General features: G+C 69.3%; 18 protein-coding genes. 14 read left to right on the top strand and 4 right to left on the bottom strand.

Annotated elements, in window-relative coordinates; genetic code table 11:
* The first annotated feature begins 90 nt into the window (after positions 1–90).
* From PARHAE_RS04280 to folD, 14 genes are all read left to right on the top strand, one after another.
* Positions 91–795: a CoA transferase subunit A gene (locus PARHAE_RS04280; RefSeq protein ID WP_126153362.1), complete on the top strand. Its 705-nt coding sequence runs from the start codon at positions 91–93 to the stop codon at positions 793–795.
* Positions 795–1,421, top strand: a complete 627-nt coding sequence (locus PARHAE_RS04275) for a CoA transferase subunit B (RefSeq protein WP_126153361.1) — start codon at positions 795–797, stop codon at positions 1,419–1,421. Before PARHAE_RS04280 ends, PARHAE_RS04275 begins: the two co-directional genes overlap by 1 nt.
* A gap of 159 nt (positions 1,422–1,580) precedes the next feature.
* A complete protein-coding gene (locus tag PARHAE_RS04270) occupies positions 1,581–2,156 on the top strand; it encodes a hypothetical protein (RefSeq protein ID WP_126153360.1) in 576 nt (191 codons plus the stop codon).
* On the top strand, positions 2,156–2,563 hold the full coding sequence (gene ybgC, locus PARHAE_RS04265) for a tol-pal system-associated acyl-CoA thioesterase (RefSeq protein WP_420899385.1): 408 nt from the start codon (positions 2,156–2,158) through the stop codon (positions 2,561–2,563). Before PARHAE_RS04270 ends, ybgC begins: the two co-directional genes overlap by 1 nt.
* A 113-nt stretch (positions 2,564–2,676) precedes the next feature.
* Positions 2,677–3,372 carry a protein TolQ gene (gene tolQ / locus PARHAE_RS04260; protein ID WP_420899384.1) on the top strand — a complete coding sequence of 232 codons (696 nt, stop codon included), beginning with the start codon at positions 2,677–2,679 and terminating at the stop codon, positions 3,370–3,372.
* A gap of 1 nt (position 3,373) precedes the next feature.
* Complete coding sequence (locus tag PARHAE_RS04255; protein WP_126153358.1) at positions 3,374–3,829, top strand: ExbD/TolR family protein; 456 nt, start codon at positions 3,374–3,376, stop codon at positions 3,827–3,829.
* A gap of 4 nt (positions 3,830–3,833) precedes the next feature.
* Entirely contained in the window at positions 3,834–5,690 is a 1,857-nt protein-coding gene (locus tag PARHAE_RS04250; RefSeq protein ID WP_126153357.1) for a protein TolA, read from the top strand.
* A gap of 41 nt (positions 5,691–5,731) precedes the next feature.
* Positions 5,732–7,048, top strand: coding sequence for a Tol-Pal system beta propeller repeat protein TolB (gene tolB / locus PARHAE_RS04245; RefSeq protein WP_126153415.1), 1,317 nt, complete (start codon positions 5,732–5,734; stop codon positions 7,046–7,048).
* Positions 7,049–7,084: 36 nt separating this feature from the next.
* Positions 7,085–7,621, top strand: a complete 537-nt coding sequence (gene pal, locus PARHAE_RS04240) for a peptidoglycan-associated lipoprotein Pal (protein ID WP_126153356.1) — start codon at positions 7,085–7,087, stop codon at positions 7,619–7,621.
* Positions 7,618–8,505 carry a tetratricopeptide repeat protein gene (locus PARHAE_RS04235; RefSeq protein WP_241232662.1) on the top strand — a complete coding sequence of 296 codons (888 nt, stop codon included), beginning with the start codon at positions 7,618–7,620 and terminating at the stop codon, positions 8,503–8,505. The genes pal and PARHAE_RS04235 overlap by 4 nt, the downstream gene beginning before the upstream one ends.
* Positions 8,506–8,512: 7 nt before the next feature.
* Entirely contained in the window at positions 8,513–9,748 is a 1,236-nt protein-coding gene (gene tilS / locus PARHAE_RS04230; protein ID WP_126153355.1) for a tRNA lysidine(34) synthetase TilS, read from the top strand.
* A 56-nt stretch (positions 9,749–9,804) separates the two neighbouring features.
* Positions 9,805–11,694, top strand: coding sequence for an ATP-dependent zinc metalloprotease FtsH (gene ftsH / locus PARHAE_RS04225; protein ID WP_126153354.1), 1,890 nt, complete (start codon positions 9,805–9,807; stop codon positions 11,692–11,694).
* Between the two features lie 107 nt (positions 11,695–11,801).
* Positions 11,802–12,101, top strand: a complete 300-nt coding sequence (locus tag PARHAE_RS04220) for a chorismate mutase (RefSeq protein WP_126153353.1) — start codon at positions 11,802–11,804, stop codon at positions 12,099–12,101.
* Between the two features lie 14 nt (positions 12,102–12,115).
* On the top strand, positions 12,116–12,991 hold the full coding sequence (gene folD, locus PARHAE_RS04215; protein ID WP_126153413.1) for a bifunctional methylenetetrahydrofolate dehydrogenase/methenyltetrahydrofolate cyclohydrolase FolD: 876 nt from the start codon (positions 12,116–12,118) through the stop codon (positions 12,989–12,991).
* Between the two features lie 230 nt (positions 12,992–13,221).
* Here folD and ruvB read toward each other — a convergent pair whose 3' ends face one another.
* Genes ruvB through ruvC form a run of 4 tightly spaced genes read right to left on the bottom strand, consistent with a single transcriptional unit; the run spans position 13,222 to position 16,338 of the window.
* Positions 13,222–14,253 (bottom strand): Holliday junction branch migration DNA helicase RuvB, encoded by a 1,032-nt coding sequence (ruvB, locus tag PARHAE_RS04210; RefSeq protein ID WP_126153352.1) that lies wholly within the window; start codon positions 14,251–14,253, stop codon positions 13,222–13,224.
* On the bottom strand, positions 14,250–15,149 hold the full coding sequence (gene htpX / locus PARHAE_RS04205) for a zinc metalloprotease HtpX (protein ID WP_126153351.1): 900 nt from the start codon (positions 15,147–15,149) through the stop codon (positions 14,250–14,252). Before htpX ends, ruvB begins: the two co-directional genes overlap by 4 nt.
* Positions 15,149–15,847, bottom strand: a complete 699-nt coding sequence (ruvA, locus tag PARHAE_RS04200) for a Holliday junction branch migration protein RuvA (protein ID WP_126153350.1) — start codon at positions 15,845–15,847, stop codon at positions 15,149–15,151. Before ruvA ends, htpX begins: the two co-directional genes overlap by 1 nt.
* Positions 15,844–16,338 carry a crossover junction endodeoxyribonuclease RuvC gene (gene ruvC / locus PARHAE_RS04195; RefSeq protein WP_126153349.1) on the bottom strand — a complete coding sequence of 165 codons (495 nt, stop codon included), beginning with the start codon at positions 16,336–16,338 and terminating at the stop codon, positions 15,844–15,846. The genes ruvA and ruvC overlap by 4 nt, the downstream gene beginning before the upstream one ends.
* Positions 16,339–16,371: the final 33 nt, after the last annotated feature.

Below are 16,371 nucleotides of genomic sequence, written 5' to 3'. Positions count from 1 at the left end.
TTCCGGCAAAGTCAACCATGCTGCACCGCCGCATTGACTTGGCGCCGGACGCGGGCGACAAATCGGCAGCGGTCATTCTGGGGAGGGACGATGAAAAAGGTTTATGCCACGGCGGGCGAGGCGCTGGACGGGCTGTTGCACGACGGCATGTTCATTGCCGCCGGAGGATTCGGGCTGTGCGGCATCCCCGAACTGCTGATCGCGGCCATCCGCGACGCGGGCACCAAGGATCTGACGATCGCGTCCAACAACTGCGGCGTCGATGATTTCGGCCTGGGGATCCTGCTGAAAACCCGGCAGATCAAGAAGATGATCAGCAGCTATGTCGGCGAGAACGCCGAATTCATGCGCCAGTATCTGTCGGGCGAGCTGGAGCTGGAATTCAACCCCCAAGGCACCCTGGCCGAGCGGATGCGGGCGGGCGGCTGCGGCATCCCCGGCTTCTATACCAAGACCGGCGTCGGCACCGTCATCGCCGAGGGGAAAGAGGTCAAGAGTTTCGACGGCCAGGATTACATCCTGGAGCGCGGCATCGTCGCGGATCTGTCCATCGTGAAGGCCTGGAAGGCCGACGATACCGGCAACCTGGTGTTCCGCAAGACGGCCCGCAACTTCAACCCGCCCGCCGCGATGTGCGGGCGTGTCTGCGTGGCCGAGGTCGAGGAGATCGTCCCGCGCGGCAGCCTTGACCCCGACCTGATCCACCTGCCCGGCATCTATGTGCACCGGATCGTCCAGGGACAGCACGAGAAACGCATCGAACAGCGCACCGTGCGCAAGCGGGAGGACGCGTGATGGCTTGGGATCGCAACCAGATGGCCGCGCGGGCGGCGCAGGAACTGGAAGACGGGATGTATGTGAACCTCGGCATCGGGATTCCGACGCTGGTGGCGAACTATGTCGGCGACAAGGACATCACCCTGCAATCGGAAAACGGGATGCTGGGGATGGGGCCGTTCCCCTTCGAGGGCGAGGAAGACCCGGATCTGATCAACGCGGGCAAGCAGACCATCACCGAACTGGACCGCACCGCCTATTTCGACAGCGCGACCAGTTTCGGCATGATCCGCGGCGGCAAGATCGCCGCCGCCATCCTGGGCGCGATGGAGGTGGCCGAGAACGGCGACCTGGCGAACTGGATGATCCCCGGCAAGCTGGTCAAGGGCATGGGCGGGGCCATGGATCTGGTCGCGGGCGTGGGCCGGGTGATCGTGGTGATGGACCACACCAACAAGGCGGGCGAATCGAAGGTTCTGCGCGAATGCACCCTGCCCCTGACCGGCAAGAGCGTGGTGGACCGCATCATCACCAACCTGGGCGTTCTGGACGTGGTGCCGGGCGGGCTGAAGATCGTCGAATGCGCCGAGGGCGTGACCGAGGAGGAACTGCGCGCCGCGACCGAAGCCACCATCGTCGGCTGATCCGTCGCGCGGGGTGGAAATGTCGGCGGGGGGCCTTGCCCCCCGTCGCCGTTTCGGCAGGGCCTGCCGGCCCCTTCTCGACTGAAAAAGGTCCACTGGACCTTTTTCCGGGCGTCTCGAAGCCCCCAGGATATTTGGGCAAAGGTGAAAGGGCGGGGCATGACCGCAGATCAGATCGCAGCGGCGTTCACCCGCGCCGACGGGACGTTTCTCTGCGCCCGCTGGGGGCGGCCGGTGGCGCCGGTGATCTTCGGCCTGTCCGACGAAAGCCTGGACATCTTTCGCGGCGCGATCCGGGCGGGCTTTGCCCATGCGCGCCATCCGCTGGCCGAGACCGACCCCGAGATGGGCGCGAACCTGATGCTGTTCTTCGTCCGCGACTGGTCCGACCTGGCGGATATTCCCGATCTGGACCGGCTGACCGACGCGCCGGGCCTGCCCGACCGGCTGGCGCGGGCGGAGGCGGATCAATACCGGCTGTTCCGCTTTGACGCGGATGGCGGCATTCGCGCCTGCCTGGCGTTCCTACGCATGGGCGGCGCGCTGGCCGACAGCCATCCGGGACACCTGGCCGAGGCGATCTTCATGCGCTGCGCGCTGACCTTCGCGCGGGACATCGCGCCCTCGGCCCCGGTGGCCGCGCTGATCCGGGCGGCCTATGACCCGGTGCTGCCGGTCGCGGCGACAGATCCGGCCCATGCGCTGCGGCTGGCGGCGCGGATGGAGGGCGCGTGATGCACAGGCTGACCGTGCGCGTCTATTACGAGGATACCGACCTTGCCGGGATCGTCTATTATGCCAACTATCTGAAATTCATCGAACGCGGCCGGTCGGAATGGTTGCGGGCGCTTGGCGTCGACCAGGCCGCGCTGAAGGCAGCGGGCCGGGTGTTCGCCGTCCGCCGGATCGAGGCCGACTACCTGCGCCCCGCCCGCTTTGACGACCTGCTGACGGTGGAAACCATGCTGGCCCAGGCGACCGCCGCGCGGATCGTCATGCACCAGGCTGTCCGGCGCGGCGAAGCGGTCCTGTTCACGGCGCGGGTCACACTGGCCTGTCTGGACGCGGCCGGGCGGCCGGTCCGGCTTCCGGCATCGCTGGCGGGTCTGCTGGAAACCCCTTCGGGCATTGATGAAAAGTGACGGCATTGTGTTGCGGCAAGGGGCTGCAACCTTTGCTAGGAAGGCGCTAGAAGGCCAGCAAACCGACCGGAACGCCGGCCGGGTCCGCGATGGATCACGACGAAAAGGCAGTGATGATGGAACCGATCCAGGCCGCGCAGGCCCTTGATTTCTCGCTGATGGCGCTGTTTGCGCGCGCCTCGCTGACGGTGCAGGTGGTGATGGTGCTGCTGATCATCGCCTCGGTCTGGTCCTGGGCGATCATCATCCAGAAATTCCTGGCCTTCGCCCAGGCCCGCAAGGAAGCCGCGCGCTTCGACCGCAGCTTCTGGTCGGGGGAACCGCTGGACGACCTGTATGACCGGCTGGGCGATCGTCCCTCGGGCGCGTCGGAACGGATCTTCGCGGCGGGCATGACCGAATGGCGCCGCAGCCACCGCGACGACGGCGCGCTGATCCCCGGCGGCCCGGCCCGCATCGACCGCGCCATGAACGTCGCCATTCAACGCGAGGAAGCGCGGCTGTTCCGGGGCCTGTCCTTCCTGGCGACGGTCGGATCCACCGCGCCCTTCATCGGGCTGTTCGGCACCGTCTGGGGCATCAAGACCGCCTTCGAGGGCATCGCCATGTCGCAGGACACCAGCCTGGCCGTGGTCGCGCCGGGCATCGCCGAGGCGCTGCTGGCGACCGCCCTGGGGCTGCTGGCCGCGATCCCCGCCGTCGTCTTCTACAACAAGCTGTCGGGCGATGCGGAGCGCGTGACCGGCAACTGGGAGGCGTTTGCCGACGAATTCTCGACCCTGCTGTCGCGCCAGATGGACGAGGCCTGAGATGTCCGGCGCCGTCGTCAAGCGGGTCAGCCGCAAGGGCCGGGGCAGGCGCCGCAACGCGCCGATGTCGGAAATCAACGTCACGCCCTTCGTGGACGTGATGCTGGTGCTGCTGGTGATCTTCATGGTCGCCGCGCCGCTGATGACGGCGGGCGTGCCGCTGAACCTGCCGCAGACCGCCGCGACCGCCGTGCCGACCGAACCCGAGGAGCCGCTGGTCATCTCGATCCCCGCCGATGGCGACGTGATGCTGATGGACGCGCCGGTGGCGCAGGACCAGATCGTCACCCGGCTGCGCGAGATCCTGGCCACGCGCGAAAGCCAGCGGGTGTTCCTGCGGGCCGACGGGGCGATCCCCTATGCCCGCGTCGTCCAGGTGATGGGCGCGCTGAACGCGGCGGGCCTGTCCGACATCGTGCTGGTCACGGATACCGGCGGGCCGAGGATGGACGGCTGACGCCATGGATGACCGCGAAGGGCGCATCGGCTGGTGGGTTTCGGGATCGGCGCATACCGCGCTGATCCTGTGGGCGGTCCTGGGCGGGGTGTTCCTGCGCCCGCAGCCCTCGACCCCGCTGCGCACGACCGAGGTCGCCACCATGAGCGGGGCCGAGTTCGAGGCGCTTGCCGCCGCGTCGCGCGGGGCCGGTCCCGTGGGCCGCGACGCTACGGCGGTGGCGACGATGCCCGCCCCGACGGATGCCGACGCTGCGGCCCAGGCCCCCGCAGCCGCCAGCCTGCCCGACGCGCAGGAGGCCGCGCAGGATCTGGCCCCGCCCGACCGGCCCGAAGCGCGGCCCGACCTGTCGGATTTCGCCCGCCCCGATCCGGTCGCGGTCGCCACCGATCTGGGGGCGCCTGCGCAAAACCAGACCGCCGCGGACGCGGTCCCGCCGGCTCCGCAGCCCGAGACCCGGCCCGATGCGGCACCCGCCGCGCAGCCGGTGGCGCCCCGGTCGGAATTGGCGCTGGACCGTTCGGCCCTGCCCCGGCTGCGGCCCGAAGGCCTGGTCGAGCAGCGCAATGCCCGTCTTGCCCGGCAAGAGGCCGAACGCCGGGCGGCCGCCGAGGCTGCCCGCGCGGAAGCCGAAGCCGCCGCAGCGGCCGCAGAGGAACGCCGCCTGACCGCCGAGCGCGAAGCCGCCGAGGAAGCGCGCCGCGCCGAACGCGCCGCCGCCGAGGAGGCGGAGCGGCAGGCCCAGGCGGAAGCCGAGGCCGAACGGCAGGCCGCCGAGGAGCGGCGCCAGGCGGCGGAGCGCCGAGAGGCCGCCGAACGCGAGGCCCGCGAACAGCGCGAAGCCGAAGCCGCGCGCGCCGAGGAAGAACGTCGCGCAGCCGAGGCCGAGCGTGCGGCCGAAGAACGTCGCGCGGCGGCCGAGCGTCGGGAGGCCGAGGAACGCCGGGCGGCAGAGGCCGCCGAGGCGGAACGGCGTGAAGCCGAGGCCCGCGAGGCGGAACGGCGTGAAGCCGAGGCCCGCGAGGCGGCCGCCGCAGCCGAACGAGAAGCCGAGGAGCGCCGCGCCGCCGAACGTCAAGCGGAAGAGGAACGCCGGGCAGCCGAGGCCGAGCGGCGGGCCGAGGAAGAACGCCGCGCGGCGGCTGAACGCGAGGCCGAGGAACGCCGCGCCGCCGCCGAACGAGAGGCCGCCGAACGCGCCGAAGCCGACCGCCAAGCCGAGGCCGCGCGCCAGCAGGCGCTGGAGGATGCGCTGCGCGAGGCGCAGGACGGCAATGCCGGAGCCGAGGGCACGGATACGGCCTCGATCGGCGATGCCGTGGGCGGCAACAGCCAGATGATCGACGGCGGGTCGGGGGCCTCTGCCGCGCAGGATCCGCTGGCGGCAGCCCTGGCCGGGGCGATGTCGGGCGGCGGCGGCACCACGGACAGCCCGTCCGGCGGGGCGGCAGGGGTCGAGCCGATGCAGCTTGCGCCCTCGGCCATCCGCCCGGCACCGCTGGACGGCGGCATCGACATGTCCAGCCTGTCGCAGGCCCAACCGCTGTCCCTGGCCGAAAAGGACGCCTTCCGCACGGCCCTGCGCCAGTGCTGGAACGAAGGCGCCTTGTCGACCGAGGCGCGGCAGATGTCGGTCTCGGTCGCGTTCAGCATGACCGCCGACGGCCGGCCCATCGCGGACAGCCTGCGCATGGCCGATTACCGGGGCGGGCCGGAATCCGGGGCGGACCACGCCTTCCAGGTCGCCCGGCGCGCGATCATGATGTGCGGCGGCGCCGGCTTTCCGCTGCCCTTCGACAAATACAGCCGCTGGCGGGATGTCGTGGTCGAGTTTCGCCCCGACGGTATCGGATTTGACTGAGGCCGGTCCCCCGGTCCCGTCGCAAGGATGATGAGGATATGATGCTTCGGACGCTGACCCTGACCCTGTCGATGGCCCTTGCCGCCGCATCGGCCGCCCTGCCCGCCCTGGCGCAGGACGGCCCCCTGAGGATCGAGATCACCGACGGCGTGACCGAACCGATGGCCGTCGCCATCCCGGCCTTCCACGGCGACGCGGCCGTGGCCCAGCGGATCCGCGACGTGGTGGCCGCCGACCTGACCGGCACCGGACTGTTCCGCGAAATCCCGAAGGACGCGCAGGTCGCCCGCCCCGGCAGCTTCGGCGAGGCCATCGCCTATGAGGATTGGCGCGCGGTCAACGCCCAGGCGCTTGTCTCGGCCGAGGTCAAGCAATCGGGCGAGGCGATCAGCGTCAAGTTCCGGCTGTACGATGTCTACGCAGGCCAAGCCCAGGGCGACGGGATGCAGTTCGACGCCCGCGCCGGCGACTGGCGGCGCGCGGCGCACAAGATCGCCGACCAGATCTATGCCAGGCTGACCGGGGAACAGCCCTATTTCGACAGCCGCGTGGCCTTCGTGCAGGAAACCGGACCCAAGGACGCGCGGATCAAGCGGATCGGGGTGATGGATTATGACGGCCAGAACATCCTGTGGATGACCGACAGTTCATCGCTGGTGCTGGCGCCGCAGTTTTCACGCGACGGGCGGCGGCTGGTCTATACCAGCTTCGACAGCGGGTTTCCGCAGATCCGGGTGATGGAGGTGGCGACCGTCACGTCCCGCGCGCTGACGCAGGACGCGAACAGCATGGCGTTCTCGCCCCGGTTCAGCCCGGACGGGCGCTGGATCGCCTATTCCCGCGAACAGGGCGGCAATACCGACATCTGGCTGATGGATGCCGCATCCGGCGCGCAGCGCCCGCTGGTGCAGTCGCCCGCCATCGACACCGCGCCCAGCTTCAGCCCGGACGGGCAGCGGATCGTGTTCGAATCCGACCGTTCCGGCAATCCGCAGCTGTATGTCGTAGGCGTCGGCGGGGGCGAGCCGACCCGGATCAGCTTCGGCGACGGGCGTTATGGCTCGCCCGCCTGGTCGCCCAAGGGCGATCTGATCGCCTTTACCAAGCAGGTGGGCGAACGGTTCCACATCGCCACGATGCGCGTCGACGGGTCGGGCGAAAAGACCCTGACCGAATCTTTCCTTGACGAGTCCCCCACCTGGGCACCCAATGGCCGCGTGGTGATGTTCACGCGGGTCACGCCGGGCGGGAATGGCCAGCCGCGCCTGCATTCCGTGGACATCACCGGACGCAATATGCGACCGCTGAGCCTTGACTTTGCCGCCTCGGATCCCTCTTGGGGTCCATTGATGCCCTGAAGCCCGCACCGGAACACCGACCGGAAGGATGACCCGATGATCGCCTGGAAAAAGCCTGTCGCCGCCGCCCTGCTGCTGGCCCTTGCCGCCTGCGCGCAACCCGCGCCGCCGGTCACGCAGACCGTGGTCGACCCCTATGCCAACGCCGCGGGCGGGGCGCTGTATCAGGGTCAGTTGGCCGGGGGCACCCTGGGGGCCGAAGCGACGGCGGAATATTTCAACAACACCATCGGCAACACGGTCCTGTTCGCGGCGAACCAGACGGCGCTGACCGGCGACGCCCGCGCGATCCTGGCCCGCCAGGCCGAGTGGCTGAACCGGCACACCAACTTCACCGCGGTGGTCCAGGGCCATGCCGAAGAAACCGGCACCCGCGAATACAACCTGGCCCTTGGGGCGCGCCGCGCCAGCGCGGTCCAGGAATACCTGATCGCCCAGGGCGTCGCGTCGGACCGCCTGCGCACCCTGAGCTTTGGCAAGGAACGCCCGCGCGAGGTCTGCTCGGACGAGGCGTGCTATGCCAACAACCGCCGCGCCGTGACCGTGGTCAGCGCCACGGGGGCCGGATCGTGATCGGCCGCGCCATCGCCGCCGCCGTCCTGGCCGTGACGGTGGCGCTGCCTGCGCTGGCGGATGAACCCCGGCTGGCCGATCTGCGCGCGGAACTGTCCGAGATTCGCGGCCAGTTGCAGTCGCTGCGTTCGGAACTGGTCGCCTCGGGCGCGGCCGGGTTCCAGGCGGCGGGCGGGGATGCCGCCATCGACCGCATGAACGCGATGGAGCAGCGACTGGCGCGGCTGACCGACCGGACCGAGCAGTTGGGAAACCGCATCGACCGGATCGTCGCGGACAGCAACCGCCGCATCGCCGACATGGAGTTCCGCCTGTGCGAGATGGACGAGACCTGCGACCTGGCCGCATTGACCACGGCTGACCCCGGCCGCATGGCGGGCGGGACGGGCGTCGCCGTGCCTCCGGCCGCGCCCCAACCGGGGCGCCAGCCGGCCTCGGCGGGCGAACAGGCCGATTTCGACGCCGCGCGCGAGGTGATGGCCAGCGGCGATTTCCGCCGTGCGGCCGACCTGTTCGGCACGGTCGCCGAAACCCATGCCGGGGGCGCCCTGACGGCCGAGGCGCTGTTCCTGCGCGGCGCGGCCCTGGACAGCGCGGGCGACGCCAAAGGCGCGGCGGCGGCCTGGCTGGAGGGGTTCTCGGCCGATCCAGACGGCCCGCGCGCGGCCGAAAGCCTGCTGGGCATCGCCCGCGTGATCGAGACCGAGGGGGACGCGACGGCGGCCTGCCTCTATCTGGCCGAAATCCCCGCCCGCTTCCCCGGATCCCCCTTCGCCGCCGAGGCCGAGACCCGGATGAGCCGCCTTGCCTGCGGCAGCAACGACCTGGAACCCCTGCCCGGCGATGACGCCCAGGCCGATCTGGCCGAAGACCAGCGGCAATAGCGCGTCCATGTCCCTGCCGCCAGCCGATCCAGCCTTTCGCGTTCATGCAGCCCTGGACCGGCTGGCGGGCGACCTGCCCGCCATCGGCATTGCGGTGTCGGGCGGCGGCGATTCGATCGCCCTGATGCATATGATCGCCGAATGGGGGCGCGGCCGCAGGATCATGGTTGCCACCGTCGATCACGGCCTGCGCCCCGAAAGCAGGGACGAGGCCCGCCAGGTCGGTCGCGCCGCCCGCGCGCTTGACCTGCCTCATGCCACCCTGCTCTGGCAGCGCGGCACCGAGACCGGCAACCTGATGGCCAACGCCCGCGACGCCCGGCTGCGGCTGCTGGCGGGATGGGCGCAGCGCAACGACCTGCCCGCCGTGGCGCTTGGCCACACGGCCGACGATCAGGCCGAAACCCTGCTGATGCGGCTGGCGCGGGGGTCGGGGATCGACGGGCTGGCCTCGATGGCGGAATGGCGCGACCGCTTCGGCATCCGCTGGCTGCGCCCGATGCTGGCGGCCGGGCGGCAGCCGTTGCGCGACTGGCTGCGGGCGCGCGGCATCGGCTGGATCGACGATCCCAGCAACGAGAACGAGGATTTCGACCGCGTCCGCATCCGCAAGGCGATCCAGGCCATGGGCCTGGATGTCCCCGCCCTGGCCCGCGCCGCCAACCACATCCAGGAAGCGCGGGACGCGCTGTCCCATTACGCCGCCCATGCCGCGCGCGATGCCGTGGCCCGCGACGGCAGCCTGACCCTGCCGCGCCGCGCCTATGGCGACGCCCCGCCCGAGATCCGGCGCCGCCTGATCGTCGCCGCCTGCCGCTGGGTCACCGGGGCGGACTACCCGCCGCGCCGCAACACCGCGATCCACGCGCTGAACGCCATCGCCACCGGCCACCGGGTCACGCTGGACGGCACCCTGATCGAGCCCGAGGGCGACCGGATCCGGCTGTTCCGCGAAACCGCCGCAGCCCTGCGCGCCCCCGACGTTCAGAACGGCATCTGGGACAACCGCTGGCATGTCAGCGGCCTGAAGCCCGGCCAGCATGTCGCGGCGCTTGGCCTGGGCCAGGTCGCGCGGGTCAAATGGCGCCTGTCGGGCCTGGGCCGCGACGAGGCCGCCGCCAGCCCTGCGGTCTGGGAAGGCGACCGGCTGGTGGCCGCGCCGCTGATCCGCCCGGCGGCGCCCTATGACGTGCGCCCGGTCAGGATTGCGTCAGATTTCCACAGGCTTGTCATGGCGCATTGAACCTGCCCCGATAATCCCTATTTTCAAGCCAAACCGCTTTCCGCCGGAGGTCCGATTTGGGCAACGCACGCAACCTGGCCTTCTGGGTCGTCCTTTTCCTGATGATCCTGGCGCTGTTCAATCTGTTCAGCGACGGCGCGACGACCATGAACAGCCGGCAGATCAGCTATTCGGACTTCATCCAGCGGGTCGACAACGACCAGATCGCCGCCGTCACCATCGACGGGGAATCGCTGGCCATCACCGGCACCGACGGCAACCAGTATGCCACCGTCCGTCCTCAGGGCGAGAATCTCGCCGACCGCCTGATCGCCAAGAACGTCGATGTGAAGGTCGTGCCGCAGCAGCAGTCGGGCTTCATGTCGCTGCTGGGCGTCTGGCTGCCCTTCATCCTGCTGATCGGCGTCTGGATCTTCTTCATGAACCGGATGCAGGGCGGCGGCAAAGGCGGCGCGATGGGCTTTGGCAAATCCCGCGCCAAGCTGCTGACCGAAAAGCACGGCCGCGTGACCTTCGACGATGTGGCCGGGATCGACGAGGCCAAGGAAGAACTGGAAGAAATCGTCGAATTCCTGCGCAACCCGCAGAAATTCAGCCGCTTGGGCGGCAAGATCCCGAAGGGCGCGCTGCTGGTCGGCCCTCCGGGCACGGGTAAGACCCTGCTGGCCCGCGCCATCGCCGGCGAGGCGGGCGTGCCCTTCTTCACCATCTCGGGTTCCGACTTCGTGGAAATGTTCGTGGGCGTCGGTGCAAGCCGGGTCCGCGACATGTTCGAACAGGCCAAGAAATCCGCCCCCTGCATCGTCTTCATCGACGAGATCGACGCCGTGGGCCGCGCACGCGGCGTGGGCATCGGCGGCGGCAACGACGAACGCGAACAGACCCTGAACCAGCTTCTGGTGGAAATGGACGGGTTCGAGGCCAACGAGGGCATCATCATCGTCGCCGCCACCAACCGCCGCGACGTGCTGGACCCCGCCCTGCTGCGTCCGGGCCGCTTCGACCGCCAGATCCATGTCCCCAACCCCGACATCAAGGGGCGCGAGAAGATCCTGTCGGTCCATGCCCGCAAGGTGCCGGTCGGCCCCGATGTGGATCTGCGAATCATCGCCCGCGGCACGCCGGGCTTTTCCGGCGCCGACCTGATGAACCTGGTGAACGAGGCCGCCCTGATGGCCGCCCGCATCGGCCGCCGCTTCGTCAGCATGGAAGATTTCGAGAATGCCAAGGACAAGGTGATGCTGGGCGTGGAACGCCGCAGCATGGTCCTGACGCCGGAACAGAAGGAAAAGACCGCCTATCACGAGGCGGGCCATGCCGTGGTGGGCCTGTCGCTGCCGAAATGCGATCCGGTCTACAAGGCGACGATCATCCCGCGCGGCGGCGCGCTTGGCATGGTCGTCAGCCTGCCGGAAATGGACCGGCTGAACTTCCACAAGGACGAGGCCAAGCAGAAGCTGGCCATGACCATGGCCGGCAAGGCCGCCGAGATCATCAAATATGGCGAGGAAGGCGTGTCGAACGGCCCCGCAGGCGACATCCAGCAGGCCAGCCAGCTGGCCCGCGCGATGGTGATGCGCTGGGGCATGTCCGACAAGGTGGGCAATATCGACTATGCCGAAGCGCATGAGGGCTATAACGGCTCGACCGGCGGTTTCTCGATTTCCGCTGCGACCAAGGAACTGATCGAGCAGGAAGTCCGCGACCTGATCGAGGAAGGCTATCAGGAAGCCCGTCGCATCCTGCTGGAGAAGTCCGAGGAATTCGAACGCATGGCCCAGGGCCTTCTGGAATACGAAACCCTGACCGGCGAGGAGATCGGCAAGATCCTTCGCGGCGAACCGCTGGGCGGCGACGACGACACGCCGGGCAGCGTGATCCCCTCGGTCACGGCGATCCCCCAGGCGGGCAAGGCCGCGCCCGGCGGCGATCCCGCCCCGGCCTGATCCCCAGAACCCCGGCCCCGCGCCGGGGTTTTTCATTTCTTCCTGCCCGTGCCCTTGCACCCCGGTGCCGCGCGGTGCATCCCCCTTCCAGGTGAACGGAGGGGCCGATGCAGATCGACGACATTCCAGACATGGCAACGCTGCGCGCCCATATCGACGCGCTGGACGAACAGCTTGTCGCGCTTCTGGCGCAGCGCCATGCCCTGATCGCCCGCGCCGCCCGGATCAAGGAACAGGTCGGCCTGCCCGCCCGGATCGACGACCGGGTCGAGGAAGTGGTCGCAAATGTCGGCCGCCATGCCGCATCGCGCGGACTGGATTCGGCGCTGATCCAGAATATCTGGCGGCAACTGATCGAAGCCGCCATCGCGCAGGAAGATCGCTATCTGAACGGAGACCGCTCGTGACCGCATCGTTGCCCATCACCGCGAAACTGATCGACGGCAAGGCTTTCGCCGCCGCCCTGCGCGCCCGCATCGCCACCCAGGCCTCAGGCATGGCCGCCCAGGGGATCACCCCCGGCCTGGCCGTCGTCCTGGTGGGCGAGGATCCGGCCAGCCAGGTCTATGTCCGGTCCAAGGGCCGGATGACGCGCGAGGTGGGGATGAACTCCTATGAACACCGCCTGCCCGCCGACACGCCCCAGGCGGACCTGCTGGCGCTGATCGACCGGCTGAACGCCGACCCGGCGGTGAACGGCATCCTGGTACAGCTGCCGCTGCCGTCCCATATGGACGAATTCTCCGTCATCAACGCCATCGATCCGGCCAAGGACGTGGACGGGTTCCATATCCTGAATGTCGGGCGGCTGGCGACAGGACAGAAGGCGATGGTGCCCTGCACGCCGCTGGGCTGCCTGATGCTGCTGCGCGACCATCTGGGCAGCCTGTCGGGCAAGAACGCCCTGGTCATCGGCCGCAGCAATATCGTCGGCAAGCCGATGGCCCAGCTTCTGCTGCGCGACAGCGCCACGGTGACGGTGGCCCATTCGCGCACCGCGAACCTGCCCGACCTGTGCCGCCAGGCCGACATCGTCGTGGCCGCAGTGGGCCGCGCGCATTTCGTGCGGGGCGACTGGATCAAGCCGGGCGCGACGGTGATCGACGTGGGCATCAACCGCACCGATGACGGGCTGGTCGGCGATGTCGATTTCGACGCGGCGGCCAGGGTGGCGGGCGCCATCACCCCCGTTCCTGGCGGCGTCGGCCCGATGACCATCGCCTGCCTGCTGGCCAACACGCTGACCGCGACGGCTCGCGCCAACGGCCTGCCCGATCCCGACGGCCTGACGCCCTGAGCCCGCAACCGGGGGCTGCGAGACTTGCAGTCCGCATCGGGACATAAACCGAATCTTAAGCAATCCTGGCAATCATGGGCCTACGGTGCAGGCGGGGACGCCGATGACCGTGTCCGAAGCAGGCGCCCCATCCGGCAAGGATGGGGCGTTTTTCATTCCTGCATTGGACCACAAATATCCTGGGGGAGTCGCGCGGCACGCGCGGCGGGGGCAAAGCCCCCTGCCCCCTGTCAACCGTCGAACAGCGTCGCCTGCGACGGCGCGGTGGGGGCCGACAGACCCAGATGCCGCCAGGCGCCCGCCGTCAACTGCCGCCCGCGCGGGGTGCGGGCGACCAGACCCTGTTGCAGCAGATAGGGTTCGATCACTTCCTCGATCGCGTCGCGGCTTTCCGACAGCGCCGCCGACAGGGTTTCGACGCCCACCGGGCCGCCGCCGTAATGTTCGGCCATCTGCATCAGATAGCGCCGGTCGGCGCCGTCCAGGCCCAGGTCGTCCACGCCCAGCCGGGTCAGCGCCGTATCGGCGATCTGGCGCGTCAGACGCCCGTCGCCCTCGACCAGGGCGAAGTCCACCACCCGGCGCAGCAGCCGCCCGGCGATCCGGGGCGTTCCGCGCGCGCGCCGGGCGATTTCGCGTGTCCCTTCGGGATCGGCGCTGATGCCCATCAAGCGGGCGCCGCGCTGCACGATCAGGTCAAGTTCGGCAATGGTATAGAATTCCAGGCGCGTGGGAATGCCGAAACGGTCGCGCAGCGGCGTGGTCAGCAGGCCCAGGCGGGTGGTCGCCCCTACAAGCGTGAAGGGCTGCAACTCGATCCGCACGGTGCGCGCGGCGGGGCCTTCGCCGATCACCAGATCCAGTTCGAAATCCTCCAGAGCGGGATAGAGGATCTCCTCGACCGCCGGGTTCATGCGGTGGATTTCGTCGATGAACAGCACGTCGCGGGCTTCCAGGTTGGTCAGGATCGCCGCCAGATCGCCCGCCCGCGCCAAGACCGGGCCCGAGGTCATCCGGAAGTTCACGCCAAGCTCTCGCGCCATGATCTGCGCCAGCGTGGTCTTGCCCAGGCCGGGCGGGCCGAAGAACAGCGTGTGATCCATCGCCTTGCCGCGCATCCGGGCGCTTTCGATGAAGACGCGCAGGTTGGCCCGCGCTTCGGCCTGGCCGACGAATTCGGACAGCATCTGCGGGCGAAGGGCGCGGTCTTCTGTTTCGCCTTCCATCGGTTCCGGGCGCAAGGTCGGATCGGGCTGGATCATCCGCGACCCCAGGGGCCGTCGTCGCGTCCGCTGCGCGGGATGGAGGAAGGCCGTTCGGGCAGCCCGCCCTCCATCGCCATCAGCCGGGCGATCCGATCCTCGGTCGCGGGGTGGGTGGCGAACAGGCGGTCCATCCGCAGCCCGTTCAGCGGGTTGACGATGAACATGGCCGCCGCCGCCGGGTTCCGTTCGGCAGGGATGTTCAGCGTCCGCCCCGCCAGTTGCGAGATCTTCGCCAGAGCCGAGGCAAGCGCCCGCGGCTGCCCGCAGATCTGCGCGCCGGTCGCGTCGGCCTCGAATTCGCGGGCGCGGGAAATCGCCATCTGCACCATCATCGCCGCCATCGGGGCGAAGATCATCGCAAGGATCGCACCCAGGCCGCCGCCCCGGTCGTCGCGCCCACCGGTGAACAGCATCATGTTGCCCATCATCGCGACGGCACCCGCCATTGTTGCGGTGACGGTCATGGTCAGCGTGTCGCGATGCTTGATATGCGCCAGTTCATGGGCGATCACGCCCGCGATCTCATCCCGCGACAGGCTGCGGACCAGGCCCTGCGTCACCGCCACGGCCGAGTTTTCGGGATTGCGCCCCGTCGCGAAGGCGTTGGGCTGTTCGGTCGGCAGCAGATACAGCTTGGGCATCGGCAGATCGGCCCGCCGGGCCAGTTCGGCAGTCATGCGATACAGATCGCCGCCCTGCTGCGGCGACAGTTCGACCGCGCCCTGCTGGCGCAGCACCATCTTGTCGCTGTTCCACCAGGAAAAGACGTTCATGCCCCCGGCCAGCAACAGCGCGATCACCGCGCCGCCCTGTCCGCCCAGCATCCAGCCAAGAGCCATGACTAGGGCGGTCATGGCAGCCATCAGGACAAAGACCTTTGCGTTCCCGTGCATCAAGCGCCCCCTTGTTCCTTCGGCGCCAGCAGGCGCAGCGCCGCGCGGATCAACGCGGGCGTCGCGGCGCCGGGTTCCCGCGCCTGCGCCTCGGCCACGGCCTGCGCGGCCTCGCTGGAAGCATAGCCCAGATTGGTCAGCGCGGACAGCGCGTCCGAGGTCGTGCGGGCGGCCAGCATCGCGTCCGACGGCGCGGCGGGCCTGGCGGCGGGGGCGGCGGCTGCATCAACGACCGCATCCGCATCCACCACCGGCACGCCCATATCCACGCTGAGCGTTCCGCCAAGCGCCATGACCGAAGGCGCCTTGTCCTTCAGTTCCAGAACCACGCGCTGCGCGAGCTTCGGCCCCACCCCCTGCGCCTTGCGGACCGAGGCCCAGTCGCCAAGCGCGATGGACCGCGCCAGCCCCTCGGCCCCCAGCGTCCCCAGGATCGCCAGCGAGACCTTGGCCCCCACGCCCTGCACGCTGGTCAGCAGCCGGTGCCATTCCTTTTCCAGCATGGACGGAAAGCCGAACAGTTGCAGCAGATCCTCGCGCACCATCAGGTCGGTATAAAGTGCTGTCGCCTGCCCGACCGGAGGCAGACCGGCGGCGGTGCGTTCGCTGACATGGACGATATAGCCCACCCCGCGCACGTCGATCAGAACGTGATCGCGGGCGCGGTGCAGGATGATCCCACTGATGCGGCCGATCATGCGGTCCTCGCGATGCGCAGGGTGCGGGTTTGCAGGTGGCGGGCGTGGCAGATGGCGATGGCAAGCGCGTCGGCAGCGTCAGCGCTGTCGAAGATCACGCCGGGAAGCTGGACCTTGACCATGTGCTGCACCTGTTCCTTGCCCGCATGACCCACGCCGACCACGGTCTTCTTCACCGCGTTCGGGGCGTATTCGCCGATGGCCAGCCCGGCCTCGGCCGGAGCCAGCAGGGCGATCCCGCGCGCCTGGCCCAGTTTCAGCGTCCCGACCGCGTCCTTGTTCACGAAGGTCTGTTCGACCGCCGCCGCGTCGGGCGCATGGGCGGCGATCACCGCGCAAAGGCCCCGATACAGCCGCGACAGCCGCGTCCCCAGGTCGCCCCCGTCCGTCTGAATCACGCCGTTGGCGACGTGGCGCAGGCGCGATCCGTCCACCGCGATCACGCCCCAGCCCATATTCCTCAATCCGGGATCAATGCCCAGGACGCGCATAGCCTGCCCTTCCGATTTTCCCCAGGACTAGCA

Origin of the sequence: Paracoccus haematequi, from assembly GCF_900631945.1 — a bacterium.
Classification (GTDB): domain Bacteria; phylum Pseudomonadota; class Alphaproteobacteria; order Rhodobacterales; family Rhodobacteraceae; genus Paracoccus; species Paracoccus haematequi_A.
Note: the sequence above shows the minus strand (reverse complement) of the source record. Positions and strands in the feature narration are given on the sequence as shown.

What these genes read in the sequence shown, in the direction of transcription:
- PARHAE_RS04280 (WP_126153362.1), top strand. Translation starts at nt 91, where the DNA reads ATGAAAAAGGTTTATGCCACGGCGGGCGAGGCGCTGGACGGGCTGTTG.
- PARHAE_RS04275 (WP_126153361.1), top strand. Translation starts at nt 795, where the DNA reads ATGGCTTGGGATCGCAACCAGATGGCCGCGCGGGCGGCGCAGGAACTG.
- PARHAE_RS04270 (WP_126153360.1), top strand. Translation starts at nt 1,581, where the DNA reads ATGACCGCAGATCAGATCGCAGCGGCGTTCACCCGCGCCGACGGGACG.
- ybgC (WP_420899385.1), top strand. Translation starts at nt 2,156, where the DNA reads ATGCACAGGCTGACCGTGCGCGTCTATTACGAGGATACCGACCTTGCC.
- tolQ (WP_420899384.1), top strand. Translation starts at nt 2,677, where the DNA reads ATGATGGAACCGATCCAGGCCGCGCAGGCCCTTGATTTCTCGCTGATG.
- PARHAE_RS04255 (WP_126153358.1), top strand. Translation starts at nt 3,374, where the DNA reads ATGTCCGGCGCCGTCGTCAAGCGGGTCAGCCGCAAGGGCCGGGGCAGG.
- PARHAE_RS04250 (WP_126153357.1), top strand. Translation starts at nt 3,834, where the DNA reads ATGGATGACCGCGAAGGGCGCATCGGCTGGTGGGTTTCGGGATCGGCG.
- tolB (WP_126153415.1), top strand. Translation starts at nt 5,732, where the DNA reads ATGCTTCGGACGCTGACCCTGACCCTGTCGATGGCCCTTGCCGCCGCA.
- pal (WP_126153356.1), top strand. Translation starts at nt 7,085, where the DNA reads ATGATCGCCTGGAAAAAGCCTGTCGCCGCCGCCCTGCTGCTGGCCCTT.
- tilS (WP_126153355.1), top strand. Translation starts at nt 8,513, where the DNA reads ATGTCCCTGCCGCCAGCCGATCCAGCCTTTCGCGTTCATGCAGCCCTG.
- PARHAE_RS04220 (WP_126153353.1), top strand. Translation starts at nt 11,802, where the DNA reads ATGCAGATCGACGACATTCCAGACATGGCAACGCTGCGCGCCCATATC.
- ruvB (WP_126153352.1), bottom strand. Translation starts at nt 14,253, where the DNA reads ATGATCCAGCCCGATCCGACCTTGCGCCCGGAACCGATGGAAGGCGAA.
- htpX (WP_126153351.1), bottom strand. Translation starts at nt 15,149, where the DNA reads ATGCACGGGAACGCAAAGGTCTTTGTCCTGATGGCTGCCATGACCGCC.
- ruvA (WP_126153350.1), bottom strand. Translation starts at nt 15,847, where the DNA reads ATGATCGGCCGCATCAGTGGGATCATCCTGCACCGCGCCCGCGATCAC.
- ruvC (WP_126153349.1), bottom strand. Translation starts at nt 16,338, where the DNA reads ATGCGCGTCCTGGGCATTGATCCCGGATTGAGGAATATGGGCTGGGGC.